General features: G+C 62.4%; 16 protein-coding genes and 1 other RNA gene. 7 read left to right on the plus strand and 10 right to left on the minus strand.

The window, feature by feature from the left end; translation table 11 throughout:
- Positions 1 to 134: 134 nt before the first annotated feature.
- Both LOY67_RS26785 and LOY67_RS26790 read left to right on the plus strand, forming a co-directional pair.
- Complete coding sequence (locus LOY67_RS26785; RefSeq protein WP_265065147.1) at positions 135 to 1,919, plus strand: GspE/PulE family protein; 1,785 nt, start codon at positions 135 to 137, stop codon at positions 1,917 to 1,919.
- A gap of 85 nt (positions 1,920 to 2,004) precedes the next feature.
- Positions 2,005 to 2,325 carry a DUF2388 domain-containing protein gene (locus LOY67_RS26790; protein ID WP_173668678.1) on the plus strand — a complete coding sequence of 107 codons (321 nt, stop codon included), beginning with the start codon at positions 2,005 to 2,007 and terminating at the stop codon, positions 2,323 to 2,325.
- A gap of 160 nt (positions 2,326 to 2,485) precedes the next feature.
- On the opposite strand, the gene gcvH is transcribed toward LOY67_RS26790, so the two are convergent.
- From gcvH to LOY67_RS26830, 8 genes are all read right to left on the minus strand, one after another.
- Positions 2,486 to 2,872 (minus strand): glycine cleavage system protein GcvH, encoded by a 387-nt coding sequence (gene gcvH / locus LOY67_RS26795; RefSeq protein ID WP_265065148.1) that lies wholly within the window; start codon positions 2,870 to 2,872, stop codon positions 2,486 to 2,488.
- A gap of 52 nt (positions 2,873 to 2,924) precedes the next feature.
- Positions 2,925 to 4,007, minus strand: coding sequence for a glycine cleavage system aminomethyltransferase GcvT (gene gcvT, locus LOY67_RS26800; protein WP_265065149.1), 1,083 nt, complete (start codon positions 4,005 to 4,007; stop codon positions 2,925 to 2,927).
- A 196-nt stretch (positions 4,008 to 4,203) separates the two neighbouring features.
- Positions 4,204 to 5,817 carry an ABC transporter permease gene (locus LOY67_RS26805; protein ID WP_265065150.1) on the minus strand — a complete coding sequence of 538 codons (1,614 nt, stop codon included), beginning with the start codon at positions 5,815 to 5,817 and terminating at the stop codon, positions 4,204 to 4,206.
- A gap of 188 nt (positions 5,818 to 6,005) precedes the next feature.
- Positions 6,006 to 7,010 carry an extracellular solute-binding protein gene (locus LOY67_RS26810; protein WP_265065151.1) on the minus strand — a complete coding sequence of 335 codons (1,005 nt, stop codon included), beginning with the start codon at positions 7,008 to 7,010 and terminating at the stop codon, positions 6,006 to 6,008.
- A gap of 217 nt (positions 7,011 to 7,227) precedes the next feature.
- Positions 7,228 to 8,445, minus strand: a complete 1,218-nt coding sequence (locus LOY67_RS26815) for a 2-octaprenyl-3-methyl-6-methoxy-1,4-benzoquinol hydroxylase (RefSeq protein WP_265067833.1) — start codon at positions 8,443 to 8,445, stop codon at positions 7,228 to 7,230.
- Positions 8,446 to 8,512: 67 nt separating this feature from the next.
- The gene (ubiH, locus tag LOY67_RS26820; protein ID WP_265065152.1) at positions 8,513 to 9,700 is read right to left on the minus strand and encodes a 2-octaprenyl-6-methoxyphenyl hydroxylase; all 1,188 of its coding nucleotides are present in this window, start codon (positions 9,698 to 9,700) and stop codon (positions 8,513 to 8,515) included.
- Positions 9,697 to 11,031, minus strand: coding sequence for a Xaa-Pro aminopeptidase (pepP, locus tag LOY67_RS26825; RefSeq protein WP_265065153.1), 1,335 nt, complete (start codon positions 11,029 to 11,031; stop codon positions 9,697 to 9,699). Before pepP ends, ubiH begins: the two co-directional genes overlap by 4 nt.
- Positions 11,032 to 11,058: 27 nt before the next feature.
- A complete protein-coding gene (locus tag LOY67_RS26830) occupies positions 11,059 to 11,613 on the minus strand; it encodes a YecA family protein (protein ID WP_265065154.1) in 555 nt (184 codons plus the stop codon).
- 128 nt (positions 11,614 to 11,741) lie between these two features.
- Between LOY67_RS26830 and LOY67_RS26835 the strand changes: the two genes are divergently transcribed.
- From LOY67_RS26835 to LOY67_RS26850, 4 genes are all read left to right on the plus strand, one after another.
- Positions 11,742 to 11,951, plus strand: coding sequence for a TIGR02449 family protein (locus tag LOY67_RS26835; RefSeq protein ID WP_003177365.1), 210 nt, complete (start codon positions 11,742 to 11,744; stop codon positions 11,949 to 11,951).
- The gene (locus tag LOY67_RS26840; RefSeq protein ID WP_024780504.1) at positions 11,948 to 12,265 is read left to right on the plus strand and encodes a cell division protein ZapA; all 318 of its coding nucleotides are present in this window, start codon (positions 11,948 to 11,950) and stop codon (positions 12,263 to 12,265) included. The genes LOY67_RS26835 and LOY67_RS26840 overlap by 4 nt, the downstream gene beginning before the upstream one ends.
- A 30-nt stretch (positions 12,266 to 12,295) precedes the next feature.
- A non-coding RNA gene (gene ssrS / locus LOY67_RS26845) (6S RNA) lies at positions 12,296 to 12,475 on the plus strand.
- Between the two features lie 117 nt (positions 12,476 to 12,592).
- The gene (locus LOY67_RS26850; protein ID WP_265065155.1) at positions 12,593 to 13,198 is read left to right on the plus strand and encodes a 5-formyltetrahydrofolate cyclo-ligase; all 606 of its coding nucleotides are present in this window, start codon (positions 12,593 to 12,595) and stop codon (positions 13,196 to 13,198) included.
- A 35-nt stretch (positions 13,199 to 13,233) separates the two neighbouring features.
- Here LOY67_RS26850 and LOY67_RS26855 read toward each other — a convergent pair whose 3' ends face one another.
- Positions 13,234 to 13,380 carry a hypothetical protein gene (locus LOY67_RS26855; protein WP_265065156.1) on the minus strand — a complete coding sequence of 49 codons (147 nt, stop codon included), beginning with the start codon at positions 13,378 to 13,380 and terminating at the stop codon, positions 13,234 to 13,236.
- A gap of 195 nt (positions 13,381 to 13,575) precedes the next feature.
- Between LOY67_RS26855 and LOY67_RS26860 the strand changes: the two genes are divergently transcribed.
- Positions 13,576 to 14,028, plus strand: a complete 453-nt coding sequence (locus tag LOY67_RS26860; RefSeq protein WP_265065157.1) for an EVE domain-containing protein — start codon at positions 13,576 to 13,578, stop codon at positions 14,026 to 14,028.
- Positions 14,029 to 14,153: 125 nt separating this feature from the next.
- On the opposite strand, the gene LOY67_RS26865 is transcribed toward LOY67_RS26860, so the two are convergent.
- On the minus strand, positions 14,154 to 14,573 hold the full coding sequence (locus LOY67_RS26865) for a flagellar basal body-associated protein FliL (protein ID WP_265065158.1): 420 nt from the start codon (positions 14,571 to 14,573) through the stop codon (positions 14,154 to 14,156).
- Between the last annotated feature and the right edge of the window lie 7 nt (positions 14,574 to 14,580).

Below are 14,580 nucleotides of genomic sequence, written 5' to 3' on the forward strand. Positions count from 1 at the left end.
GCAAGAATTCGAAACGCATTGGTCGGGTAGTGGCCCAACGGTTCACAGGGTCGGGACTATGCTTTTGCAGACCGACTCGGGACGTGCAAGCGTCTGTATCGCGGCTTTGCTGCAATTGTCCAATAGGAACCCGCATGTCCACCAAACACGCCACTCAGGACCGCTGGCTGGACCTCAATGATCTGCTGCGTCAACTGGTCGCCCAGGGCTTCATCAGCCAGGATTCGGCCGAAACCGCGCTCAATGCCCGGCGACGCCACAACGCCAACAGCCAGCTGCATCCGCTGGAGTTCATCGCCAACCAGCATCTGGACGACCTCAGTCGCCCCGGCAAGCGCCTGGACCTGGAAAGCCTGACGCTGTGGCTGTCACAGCAGGCCGGCCAGCCGTACATGCGCATCGACCCGCTGAAGATCAATGTTGCAGCCGTCACGCCGCTGATGTCCTACGCCTTTGCCCAGCGCCACAAGATCCTGGCGGTGGCCGTCGATCGCGACACCGTCACCGTCGCCAGCGCCCAACCCTATGTCGGCAGTTGGGAATCGGACCTGACCCATGTGCTCAAGCTGCCGGTCAAACGGGTGGTCGCCAACCCCGTGGACATCCAGCGCCTGAGCGTGGAGTTCTATCGCCTCGCCAAATCGGTCAGCGGCGCCACCACGACCGATCAGCAACCGAGCAACCTGAGCAACTTCGAACAGTTGCTCAACCTGGGCGCCAGCGACCAGGAGCCGGACGCCAACGACGCGCATATCGTCAATATCGTCGATTGGCTGTTCCAGTACGCCTTCCAGCAGCGCGCCAGCGATATCCACATCGAGCCGCGTCGCGAGCAGGGCACGGTGCGGTTTCGCATCGACGGGGTGCTGCACACCGTCTATCAGTTCCCGCCCCAGGTGACGATGGCAATCATCAGTCGCCTGAAGAACCTGGGCCGGATGAACGTCGCGGAAAAACGCAAACCCCAGGACGGCCGGGTCAAGACCAAGACCCCGGATGGCAACGAAGTGGAGTTGCGCCTGTCGACATTGCCCACTGCATTTGGCGAAAAAATGGTCATGCGGATCTTCGACCCCGAAGTACTGCTCAAGGATTTCGACCAGCTCGGTTTCTCCGCCGATGACCTGCGCCGCTGGCAGGACATGACGCGCCAGCCCAACGGCATCATCCTGGTGACCGGCCCTACCGGCTCCGGCAAGACCACCACCCTCTACACCACCCTCAAGAAACTGGCGACGCCGGAGGTGAACCTCTGCACCATCGAGGACCCGATCGAGATGGTCGAGTCGTCCTTCAACCAGATGCAGGTGCAGCACAATATTGACCTGAGTTTCGCCGCCGGCGTGCGGGCGCTCATGCGGCAGGACCCGGACATCATCATGATCGGCGAGATCCGCGATCTGGAAACCGCCGAAATGGCGATCCAGGCGGCACTCACCGGGCACCTTGTGCTCTCGACGCTGCATACCAACGATGCACCCAGCGCCATCAGCCGCCTGCTTGAGCTTGGCGTGCCCCACTACCTGATCAAGGCCACAGTCCTCGGGATCATGGCCCAGCGCCTGGTACGCACCCTCTGCTCTCATTGCAAGGCGCCCCTGACCCTGGATGAGGACGACTGGCAAACCCTGACCCGCCCCTGGCAGGCGCCGCTGCCGAGCAATGCCCAACAAGCCGTCGGTTGCCTGGAATGCCGTGATACCGGTTATCGCGGCCGCGCCGGGGTGTACGAAATCCTTCAATTGAGTGACAGCATCAAGGGCCTGATCCACGCCGACACCGATCTGCTGGCGGTACGCCGCCAGGCCTTCAAGGAGGGCATGCGCAGCTTGCGGCTGTCCGGTGCACAGAAAGTCGCCGCCGGGCTGACGACTGTCGAGGAGGTGCTGCGGGTAACACCGCAAAGCGAACACAAGTGAGCCCGGCGACGCTTGACCGCACGCTCACGGAACTGAACCCAGGCGCAGGTAATCCAAAGTCATAGTTAACCCAGTGGAGTCACCTATCATGCGTCTCAAACTTGCTGTCGCTACCCTAGCCTTGCTGTCTCTTCCTGTTGGCTCGGCAATGGCCGACACGTTTTGGCGTAACGTCATTTCGTCCGGTGCAACCACCGGTTCCACCTACCTGACCTTCAAGGATCACAAGCTGATCGTCGCCGCCCAGGACGACGCCGGCAGTTTCGTCGCCAGTGACGGCAACATCCGCGGCCCATACCTGGAAGCCGCGATGCAGAAGGTCCGTGCCGACAACCCAGGCCTGCAGGCCACCGACATGGAACTGGCCAACGCGATCCTGGCGAAAAACGCCGTCGCCCAGGACTGATCCGGCCCCATGAAAAATGCCGCTCGATCGAGCGGCATTTTTTTGCCTTGCGAACAGACTCCCGTGAGAGCGAGCCTGCTCGCGATAGCGGTGGTTCAGCAAAACTCATGCTGACTGACACACCGTCATCGCGAGCAGGCTCGCTCCCACAGGTTGTTCATCACTCGCCGATGGCAGCCTTGTAGCCCGCTGCATCAAGCAGTTTGCCGAGGTCAGCATTGGCATTGGAAGGCTTGAGCTTGAAGATCCAGGCGCTGTACGGCTCGGAGTTCAACAGCTCCGGCGAACCGGCCAGCTCTTCGTTGACAGCGATCACTTCACCGCCAACTGGCGCATAAATGTCAGAAGCAGCCTTCACCGACTCCACCACTCCTGCGGCGTCAGTGGCTTCAAAAACCTTACCGAGCTCCGGCAGCTCGACGAACACCACATCACCCAGCGCTTCCTGGGCGTGATCGGAAATGCCCACGGTGACGGTACCGTCAGTTTCCAGGCGCGCCCACTCATGACTTTCGGCAAAACGCAGTTCGGCAGGGATATCACTCATATTCTGTGTCCTCAAGAGAAAGTGTCAGCGGCCAGCGGCCCGCCGTGAAAGGTTAAATCAGGGTTTTACCATGGCGGACGAAGGTCGGCTTGACCACTCGTACCGGGTACCACTTACCGCGAATTTCCACCTCGGCACGGTCGGCGGTAGCCATCGGAACACGTGCCAGGGCGATCGACTTGCTAAGCGTAGGAGAAAAACTGCCACTGGTGATCTCACCTTCGCCCACATCGGCAATGCGAACCACCTGATGGGCGCGCAAGACGCCGCGCTCCTCCAACACCAGGCCAACCAGTTTGTGTTGCACGCCGCCCGCCAGTTCGGCCTCCAGCGCACTGCGCCCGATGAACTGACGGCTCGCCGGCTCCCAGGCAACGCTCCAGGCCATGTTCGAGGCCAGCGGGGAAATGTCCTGGTGGATGTCCTGGCCGTAGAGATTCATGCCGGCCTCCAGACGCAGGGTATCGCGAGCGCCGAGGCCAATGGGCGAAATGCCTGCCCCCACCAGATCATTGAAGAAACTTGGCGCTTCGTGGGCAGGCAGGACAATTTCCAGGCCATCCTCACCGGTGTAGCCGGTGCGTGCGATGAACCAGTCGCCGTCGGCACGGCCTACGAAGGGCTTGAGCTGCAGGATCAACTGACCACGGGATTGTGTGACCAGCTCGGCAATCTTGTGCCGGGCCTGGGGACCCTGGATGGCCAGCATCGCCAACTCGGGCCGTTCGCGCAGTTGCACGTCGTACTTCCCGAGCTGCGCCTGCATCCAGGCCAGATCCTGGTCCCGGGTCGAGGCGTTGAACACCAGCCGGTAACCATCGTCGACGCGGTAGACGATCATGTCGTCAACGATGCCGCCCCGCTCATTGAGCATGGCGCTGTAGAGGGCACCTCCCGTGCCCTGCAAGCGATCGACGTCATTGGCGAGCAAGCGCTGCAACCAGGCCTTGGCCTGGGTTCCGGCGACGTCGATCACGGTCATGTGGGATACATCGAACACACCGCAGTCGCGACGCACCTGATGGTGCTCCTCGACTTGCGAGCCGTAATGCAGAGGCATATCCCAACCGCCAAAATCGACCATCTTCGCGCCGAGGGCGAGATGAAGGTCATACAGAGGCGTACGCTGTCCCATGGGTTTCTCCTTCCGGGCTTGGCGAGGGTGCGGACTGTCCGACAGACGGAGCGCACCGAATGCCGCGCATTGTAGCCGCATGATCCGGTGTCCTGTATCACCAATACTGTTCTTTTTTGACGGTGGTCATTGCCGCCAAAAAAGGAACGCATTGGCGCAACAGGACACTCGTACTGACACCTGGGAACTCGCTCTATCAGCTCCGATGGGCCGAACGTCGTATCAATCCGATGACCGGCAACAATCCCACCAGCACCAGGCTCAGCGCCGGCAGCGCAGCACGGGCCCACTCCCCTTCGCTGGTCATTTCGAAGATCCGCACCGCCAGGGTGTCCCAGCCGAACGGACGCATCAGCAGGGTCGCGGGCATTTCCTTGAGCACATCCACGAACACCAGCAACGCGGCACTCAAGGTGCCGGGCAGCAGCAGCGGCAGATACACTTTGAAAAACAGCCGCGGCCCACTGACACCGAGACTGCGTGCGGCTTCAGGCAGCGATGGGCGGATGCGTCCAAGACTGCTTTCCAGTGGCCCATACGCCACAGCCAGGAAACGCACCAGATACGCCAGCAACAAGGCCGACAGGCTGCCCAGCAGCAACGGTTTGCCCGCGCCGCCGAACAGCGTCGACAGCGGGATAACCAGTTCGCGGTCCAGATAGCTGAACGCAAGCATGATCGACACCGCCAGCACCGAGCCCGGCAAGGCATACCCCAGGTTCGCCAGCCCCACGCCGGCGCGAATGGCACGGCTCGGGGCCAGACGCCGGGCGAAAGCCAGCAGCAAGGCCACGCACACGGTGATCAGCGCGGCCAGGCCACCCAGGTAAAGGGTGTGGACGATCAGCCCGGCATAGCGCTCATCCAGGTCGAAACGCCCTCGCTGCCAGAACCACACCATCAGTTGCAGGACCGGGATGACAAAGGCGCAGGCAAACACCAGCAGGCACCAACCGCTGGCCGCCACGGCCTTGAGGCCGTGCAAAGCGTACAAGGCCTTGACCCTGGGTCGCTCGTTGCTGGCCCGTTGGGCGCCTCGGGCGCGGCGTTCGCCATAGAGCACCAGCATCACCGCCAGCAACAACAGGCTGGCCAGTTGGGCTGCACTCGATAGGCTGAAGAAGCCGTACCAGGTCTTGTAGATGGCGGTGGTGAAGGTGTCGAAGTTGAACACCGACACCGCTCCGAAATCCGCCAGGGTTTCCATCAACGCCAGCGCCACACCCGCCCCGATGGCCGGCCGGGCCATCGGCAATGCCACGCGCCAGAACGCCTGCCACGGCGATTGCCCGAGTACCCGGGCCGCTTCCATCAAGCCCTTGCCCTGGGCCAGGAACGCACTGCGCGCCAGCAGGTACACGTAAGGGTAAAAGACCAGGACCAGCACCAGGATGACCCCGCCGGTGGAGCGGACCCGGGGCATGCGCAGGCCGCTGCCGAACCAGTCACGCAGCAGGGTTTGCACCGGACCGGCAAAGTCCAGCAGGCCAACGAAGACAAACGCCAGCACGTAGGCAGGAATCGCGAACGGCAGCATCAACGCCCAGTCGAGCCAACGTCGGCCCGGGAACTCACACAGGCTGGTCAGCCAGGCCAGACTGACACCCAGCACCGTCACACCCACCCCCACGCCCACAATCAGCGTCAGGGTGTTGCCCAGCAGGCGCGGCATCTGGGTGCCCCACAGGTGGGACCAGATTTGCAGGTCGATGCTTTGCCAGGACAGCAGCAGTACGCTCAAGGGCAACAGGACCAGCGCAGCGATGGCGAAGACCAGGGGGTACCAGCGGCGTTGGGCGGGGTGGGTCAAGGAAGGTTCTCGTTCAAATGATGCATGGGCAGGCTCACACTGTGGCGAGGGGATTTATCCCCGCTGGCTTGCGAAGCAAGCCCATGGAAAACAACTCAGTCCGCCTGACACACCGCATGGCTTCCATCAGGGTCGCTCCGCGACCCAGCGGGGATAAATCCCCTCGCCACAGGACCTCGCCTCGTTTGTCAGTTCCAGCCAGCCCGATCCATCATGCGAATGGCTTCGGCCTGGCGTTTACCCGCCACCTCTACCGGCAGCGTGTCGGCCTTGAACTTGCCCCAGGCGGCGACTTCCTTTGACGGCTCCACCTTCGGATTGGCCGGGAACTCCTGGTTCACGTCGGCGAAGATGCTTTGCGCCTCAGGCGTGGTCATCCACTCCACCAGTTTCTTTGCCGCCTCCGGGTGTGACGCGTGCCGGGTCAGGCCGATGCCCGAGAGGTTGATGTGCACGCCCCGGTCGGCCTGGTTCGGCCAGAACAGCTTCACTTTCAGGTCCGGCTTCTGCTGGTGCAGCCGACCGTAATAGTAGGTGTTGATGATCCCGACGTCGCACTGCCCGGCGTTGATCGCCTCGAGCAACGCGGTGTCATCGGAAAACACGTCGGTGGACAGGTTCCTGACCCAGCCCTTGAGGATCTGCTCGGCTTTTTCCGCACCGTGGGTTTCGATCAGGGTGGCGGTCAGGGACTGGTTGTAGACCTTCTTCGAGGTGCGCAGACACAGGCGACCTTCCCATTGATTGCCCGCCAGGGCTTCGTAGGTGGTCAACTCGTCGGGTTTGACCCGGTCGGTGGAGTAGGCAATGGTCCGTGCCCGCAGGCTCAGGCCGGTCCAGGCATGGGAGGAAGCTCGGTATTGGGAGGGGATGTTGGCGTCGATCACCGCAGAGGTGAACGGCTGGAGGATGCCCATCTGCTCGGCCTGCCAGAGGTTGCCGGCATCGACGGTGAGCAGCAGGTCGGCCGTGGCGTTTTCGCCTTCGGCCTTGATGCGCTGCATCAACGGTGCTTCCTTGTCGGTGATGAACTTCACCGAGACACCGGTCTTTTGGGTGTAGGCATCGAAGACCGGCTTGATCAGCTCATCGATGCGCGAGGAATAGACCACCACCTCATCGGCGGCCTGCGCGGCAGTGGCGCCGATCAGGGTCAAGGCGAGGGCGGACAGCAGGCGCTTGGATGCCAACATGGAAGCGGTCTCTCGGTGTGTGAACGAGCGCAAATGATAAAGACTCACATTTGGCAGCTCAATCAAACAGTGGGTGGACACATTTCCAAATGTTGCGAATCTACAAGACTTGGTAACCGGACGCCCTTATCGCGAGCAGGCTCGCTCCCACATGGGATTGCATTTCCCTGTGGGAGCGAGCCTGCTCGCGATGAGGCCATAAGTTCCAATCCAAATCTCAGGCCTTGGCCAAGTCCGGCAGATCCCCGCTCAACCCCAACGCCTCGCGCACGAACAGCGCCTTGGCCTCGGGCAGGCGGTCCACCAGCTTCAACCCGGTGTTGCGCAGCCAGCGCACCGGCAGTGGATCGGCCTGGAACAGCCGCTCGAAACCTTCCATCGCCGCCATCAGCGCCAGGTTGTGGGGCATGCGACGTCGCTCGTAGCGGCTCAGCACCTTGACGTCCGCCAGCCGCTCACCCCGTCCGGCCGCCTGCAGCAGCACCTCGGCCAGCACAGCAGCGTCGAGAAAACCCAGGTTCACGCCCTGCCCGGCCAGCGGGTGAATGGTGTGGGCCGCATCACCGATCAACGCCAGGCCCTCGGCCACGTAGCGCTTGGCGTGGCGCTGGCGCAGCGGTACGCACAGGCGCGGGTCGGCGCTGATTACCTGGCCGAGCTGGCCTTCGAAGGCCCGCTCCAGCTCGTTGCAGAAACCAGCGTCATCCAGTGCCATCAAGCGCTGCGCCTCGCCTGGGGTCGTGGACCAGACGATCGAACACCAATCGTGCTGGCCATCGCGCTCCAGCGGCAGGAAAGCCAGCGGGCCGTTGTCGGTGAAGCGCTGCCACGCGGTCATTCGATGGGGCCGGGCGCTGCGCACGCTGGTGACGATGGCATGGTGCAGGTAATCCCACTCGCGGGTGGCAACCCCCGTCAGGCGGCGCACGGCGGAATTCGCGCCGTCGGCGGCAATGACCAGCGGAGCCCGCAGGGTACGACCGTCGGCCAGGGTCAGCAGCCAGTCATCGCCGGAACGACGCATCTGCTCGAGCCGCGCATTGGCCAGCAGGCCCAGGTCGCAATCATGCAACCGGTCCAGCAACGCGTCCTGCACCACACGGTTTTCAACGATGTGCCCCAGGGCGTCGGCATGCAGGCTTTCAGCGGAAAAATGAATCTGCCCGGTGCCACTGCCGTCCCACACGTGCATGTCGGTGTAGGGACTGGCACGGCGCCCAGCGATGCCGTCCCAGACGCCAAGACGCTCGAGGATCCGCTGGCTGGCCGTCGACAGGGCACTGACCCGGGGCTCGAAGGCTGCCTGGGGATCGAAGGGCTTGACGCTCATCGGGCTGCCGTCGAGCAACAACACCTGCAAGCCGCTGCCCTGCAACGCCAGCGCCAGGGCGCTGCCGACCATACCGGCACCGACAATCAGCAGATCTGCACGCAATTCCATGCTTTAAGCCTGTTTTGCGGACGACATGAGCCGCCCATGAAAAGAATGTTCAACCCCATGCCTACACATCGGGCCGGGTCCCAAGGCCCATGGCCTGGCGGGCGAACCAGCGCTTGGCCGGGGGCAACGCGTCGAGGCCGAGCAGGCCGAGGTTACGGGCCACCGAGACCAGCGGCAGGCGACTGCTGAACAGCCGCGTGACCTGGTCGGAAAAGCCCACCGTCAAGGCCTGGTCCATGCGCTGGCGCTCGCGATAGGCCTGCAACACGGCAAAATCCCCCAGTGCGCTTTCGCTGTCCAGCAAGACATCGGCCAAGGCCTGGGCGTCGCGCAGCGACAGGTTGAAGCCCTGCCCGGCAATCGGATGCAAGCTGTGGGCGGCGTTGCCGAGGATCGCCAGGTGCGGTCGCACCTGCTCTTCGGCCTCCACCAGCGCCAACGGGTACAGATGGCGCACCCCGACCTGTTTCAAGGCACCCAGGCGATAGCCGAACACGCTCTGCAATTCGCAGAGGAAACTGCGCTCGTCGAGGTCCGCCAGCCGCTGCGCATCCATACCCTGACGGGTCCAGACCAGGGCGCAGCGATTCTCCGGCAGCGGCAACAAGGCCATCGGGCCGTCATCGGTGAAGCGCTCGAAGGCCATGCCCTCGTGGGCTTCGCTGGGGGTGATGTTGGCGATCAACGCGCTCTGGTCATACGGTCGATTGCGCACACCGACGCCCAGTTGCTCCCGAAGACCGGAACGACCGCCGTCGGCCAGCACCGCAAGGTCGCATTCCAGGAGCGTTTCGTCATCCAGGGTCAGGCGATAACCGCCCACCAGCGGCTCCATCCGGGTGACTTGCGCCGGGCAACGCCAGCTCACTACGTCCTTGTCCAGGCCCTGCCACAGGCACTGGCCAAGCCAGGCGTTTTCCACCACGTAGCCCAAGGCCGGTACACCCTCCTCCGCGGCCGACAGGCGCGCCGTGGAGAACCGTCCGCGATCGGACACATGGATCTGCTTGATCGGCTCGGCACGCTGGGAAATTTCCTGCCAGAGCCCCAGGCGCTGATAGATCTGCCGGGAGCCGAAGGACAACGCCGAGGAACGTGCATCGTAGCTCGGTTGCCAGGCATGGCCGGGGGCGAAGGGTTCGATCAGCATGATCTTCCAGCCCCGGGCCTTGGCACCCGCTTGCAGGGCCATGGCCAGGCTCGCACCGACCAGGCCACCGCCAATGATCGCCAGATTGACCCGGCTCATGCCACTTGATCCCGTGCGGCGGCCATCAGGGCCTCGATTTCGGCAACAGTCTTGGGCACGCCCCGGGTCAGGATCTCACAACCGTTTCTGGTCACCACCACGTCATCCTCGATGCGCACGCCAATGCCGCGCCATTTTTTCGCTACGCTGCGGTTGTTCGGGGCAATGTAGATGCCTGGCTCCACAGTCAGTGTCATGCCGACTTCCAAGACCCGCCACTCTCCGCCGACGCGGTATTCGCCCACATCATGCACATCCATGCCCAGCCAGTGGCCAGCGCGGTGCATGTAGAACGCCCGGTAGGCTTCGCTGGCGATCAAATCGTCCACTTCACCCTCGAGCAGCCCAAGGCGCACCAGGCCCTCGGTAATGACCTGGACCGTCGCCTCATGGGCCTGGTTCCAGTGTTTGTCCGGTGCAATCTGGGCAAACGCCGCTTCCTGGGCCGCCAGCACCAACTCGTAGATCGCTTTCTGTTCGGGCGAAAACCTGCCGTTGACCGGCCAGGTGCGGGTGATATCGCTGGCGTAGCAGTCGATTTCACAACCGGCGTCGATCAGTACCAGGTCGCCCTCCTTGAGCAGCGCATCGTTCTGTTGGTAATGCAGGATGCAGCTATTGCGGCCCGCCGCGACAATCGAGCCATAGGCCGGCATTTTCGCCCCGCCCTTGCGGAACTCGTAATCCAGCTCGGCTTCCAGGCTGTATTCGTACAGCCCGGGACGCGCCGCCTGCATCGCCCGGATATGCGCCTGGGCGGAGATCCGCGCCGCTTCACGCATGACCTTCACTTCCGCCGCCGATTTATACAGGCGCATGTCGTGCAGCAAGTGATCCAGGGCAACGAATTCGTTGGGCGGCTGGGCGCCGAGGTTGGCCTTGGAGCGAATCACGTTGATCCACTCCATCAGGTGCCGGTCGAACTCTGGATTGCTGCCCATGGCCGAGTACACCCGGTCGCGGCCTTCGATCAGGCCCGGGAGGATGTCATCGATGTCGGTAATGGGGAATGCGTCGTCGGCACCGTAGTCACGGATCGCGCCTTCCTGACCGGCACGCAGGCCATCCCACAACTCACGCTCGGCGTTGCGCTCGCGGCAGAACAGGATGTATTCGCCGTGGGCTCGGCCGGGCATCAGCACGATCACCGCCTGCGGCTCGGGAAAGCCGCTGAGGTATTGGAAGTCGCTGTCCTGGCGATAGACATGCTCGACGTCGCGGTTGCGGATCGCAACGGCGGCGGCGGGCAGGATTGCAATGCTGTTGGGTTCCATCTGCGCCATCAGGGCCTTGCGGCGACGGCTGTATTCCGATTTCGGGATATGAATCATGGGCAGACGGTGTTCCCTTTCAAGCAATCAGTGCAAGGACGGTTTGGCGGCTGGCTCAGCGGTTTTCTTCGTCTCGGTGAACAGCAGCAGTGGCGCGACCCGCAGGTACTCCATCACTTCCATATAGTCGCTCTCACCGTCATCGGATTCCTCCAGGGCGTCCTGGACCTGGGAGATTGCGGCCAGATCCTGCAACACTTCCTTTGCCTCGTCGCTCAACGCGTATTCGCGACGGGTCAGGCCAAAGCCGGCGAGAAAGCCCTGGCACCACTGGCCCAGGGCTGCGGCGCGCTCGGCCAACGGTGCGTCATCGGTGGGCAGCAGCAGGACGACCGTCATGTCGTCGCTGGTCAACTCGCCCTTGACCATTTCCTGCAGGCCGATAAGCGCGTTACGGACGTTATCCGCGGGTTCGCCCTCGAGCAGCTCGGCGGCGTCGGCCAACCAGCCGTCGACTTCAAAACCGGCGCCGGCGCAACTGCGACCGAGCAGCAGGCCATGCAGTTCGGCAGGCGATACGGGATGGCCGCTGGTGCTCAGCAGGGTGGCGAAGGCTTGATACGGGGAATTCTGAATGGGCATGGGCAGCTAGGCGCCAGACGGCGCTATGTCTAGAATGGAGGCCTTGTATCCTACATCGACAGACTCGCCAAGACTATCAGAGGCTGTGCGACCCACCTCCCCATCAGACCCAATCTTCAGTGGACACAATGGAAGACACCGACCTGCAAGCGCTGATGGCCAGACTCGAATTGCTAATTGACCGGGTCGAGCAACTAAAGAGCCAGAACGGACTCTTATTAGCTCAGGAAAAAACCTGGCGCGAGGAACGCGCTCACCTCATTGAAAAAAACGAAATCGCCCGGCGTAAGGTCGAATCGATGATTTCGCGCCTCAAGGCCCTGGAGCAAGACTCATGAGTTCAAGCAATAGCGTTACCGTGCAGATCCTCGATAAAGAATATTCGATCATCTGCCCCCAGGAAGAGCGTAGCAACCTGGTGAGCGCCGCCCGCTACCTGGACGGCAAGATGCGCGAGATCCGCAGCAGCGGCAAAGTCATCGGCGCCGACCGCATCGCCGTGATGGCTGCCTTGAACATCACCCACGACCTGCTGCATCGCCAGGATACGCCGGACGTGCAGGTCAGCGGATCGACCCGTGAACAGGTGCGCGACCTGCTGGAACGGGTGGATCTGGTGCTGGCCACCGATCCGGACGTCAGCAAGGGCTGATTCGCGAAGCTGCCTGGGGTATACTTGCGTCACTCCCTGGGGTGCTTGCCAGTTGGTGATGTCCCTGAGCCGATACGCACAACCACGGGGGTTGCACGTTGGGGCCGGTGTGCATGTCCGCTTGACGGAAAGCCTTAACGCCTCCTGCAACTTCCACCTTGAACTCTCGGGTTCAAGGGCTAAGCCGGCAGCGGTTCATCCGGGGAGCCTGATTTTCCAGACAATGCCAGTCTTCAAGACTGGCATTGTCGTGTCTGGCGCAGGCATTTCTGACTACAGCGTTTGCGGTTACGCTGTGTCATCCAAGCCAGATTCGAAGCATCGACCATGTCCGAACCCGCGTTGCTACCCCGCCCGCAACTTCGACGCCTGCTGCGCCAGGCCCGTCGCGCCCTGACGCCCGCCCAACAACGCCAAGCCGCCCAAGGCCTCTACCGGCAGTTGGCCCAGCATCCAATGTTTCGCCGCGCCCGCCACATCGCCCTGTACCTGCCCAACGATGGCGAGATCGATCCGCGCCTGCTGCTGCGCGCCGCCCAGCGCCGGGGCAAGGCGACTTACCTGCCAGTGCTCAACTCGTGGCCGCAGACCAAGATGGTTTTCCAGCGCATCCGTCCCGGGGAACCACTGCACCCCAATCGTTTTCGGATTCTCGAACCACGGATCGACGTCGCCCGGCAACGCAAGGTCTGGACACTGGACCTGGTATTGCTGCCACTGGTGGGGTTCGACGATGTGGGCGGCCGGCTCGGCATGGGGGGCGGGTTCTATGACCGCAGCCTGGCGTACCTGGCGCGACGCAAGCTATGGCGCAAGCCAACGCTGCTGGGGCTGGCCCATGAATGCCAGAAAGTCGAAAGGCTGGCGCAGGCGAGCTGGGATGTACCGTTGCAAGGGACGGTCAGTGACAGGCGTTGGTATATTGCGGGGTAGGCGCCGCGATACCCGGCGGCGCCTGGAAGACAGGTTCAGCGTTTAAGCGGTGGCGCAGGTTGGGTGATATCCATCGGCGCCTCGGTCTTGCTGGCCCACAGGCTTTGGGCGTAACCCGTAGTCACGACACCCAGACCGAACAGAATGACCAGAATCCACAACAAATCCGGTTTGCGTTTCATCGATTGCCCCCCTCAAGGCATATCACACACGATGACAGCAGCGGTTTTCTTATTGGCCGTGCAGCAGCGTCAAGCTTGGAAGGCCGGCATTTTGCGACAACCTTGAGCGACACGCAAACTCTGGCGTCAACCGACTGTCGGTTTGTCATAAAATCGCTGAACTATTTTCTAGCACACCGCCCAGGAGTAGAAATCATGGCCTATTGGCTGATGAAATCCGAGCCCGACGAATTGTCCATCATGGACCTGGAAAAGCTCGGCCAGGCACGCTGGGACGGGGTTCGCAACTACCAGGCGCGAAATTTCCTACGGGCCATGGCGCAAGGCGATTCCTTCTTTTTCTACCACTCCAGCTGTCCGGAGCCAGGCATTGCCGGGATCGGGCAGATCGTCCGGACAGCCTACCCGGACCCGACGGCACTCGAGCCCGACAGCCACTACTTCGACCCGAAGGCCAACCCGGATAAAAACCCCTGGACCGCAATCGACGTGGCCCATGTCGAAACCTTCCCCCGCGTGCTGAAGCTCGACTACCTCAAGCAGCAAGCCGCCCTGGCCGAAATGCCGCTGGTGCAAAAGGGCTCCCGGCTGTCGGTGATGCCGGTGACGGCAGAGCAGTGGGCGGCGGTGATGGCGTTGAAGTCGTAGCTCTATCGGCGTCCCCCAGTCCGCTATCGCGAGCAGGCTCGCTCCCACAGGGGATCTTCATCAAATGGAGATTCAGTGTGGGAGCGAGCCTGCTCGCGATGAGGCCGGCCCAGACGGCAGAAGACTTACTGAATGATCAAATTGTTGAACAACAGATCATCCACCATCGGCTTGCCGGTCTCGTCATTCATCACTTGCTGGGTCTGCTTCAACGCTTCCTGGCGCAGCTTTTCCTTGGCTTCAAGGTTATTCATGGTTTCGCTGGTCTGCTGGGCAAACAGCGCAACCAATTGGTTGCGGATCAGCGGTTCGTTAGCCTTCACCGCGGCCGCAGCGGCATCGCCGGTCACGCGCAGGGCCACGTCGGCCTTGTAGACCTTCAGCTTCGCCGTGCCATCCAGACCGTAATTGCCCACGAAGGGCGGGCTCAGGGTGATGTAGCTGACCTTCGGCGCTTCACCCTCTTTTGCTTCCTTGGCCTCTTCGTTGGCCATCACTGCCACAGGCAACGACAGGGCCAGCATCAACACGATCCACGCTTTCACATTCGAC

Origin of the sequence: Pseudomonas sp. B21-056, assembly GCF_026016325.1 — a bacterium.
GTDB lineage: Bacteria > Pseudomonadota > Gammaproteobacteria > Pseudomonadales > Pseudomonadaceae > Aquipseudomonas.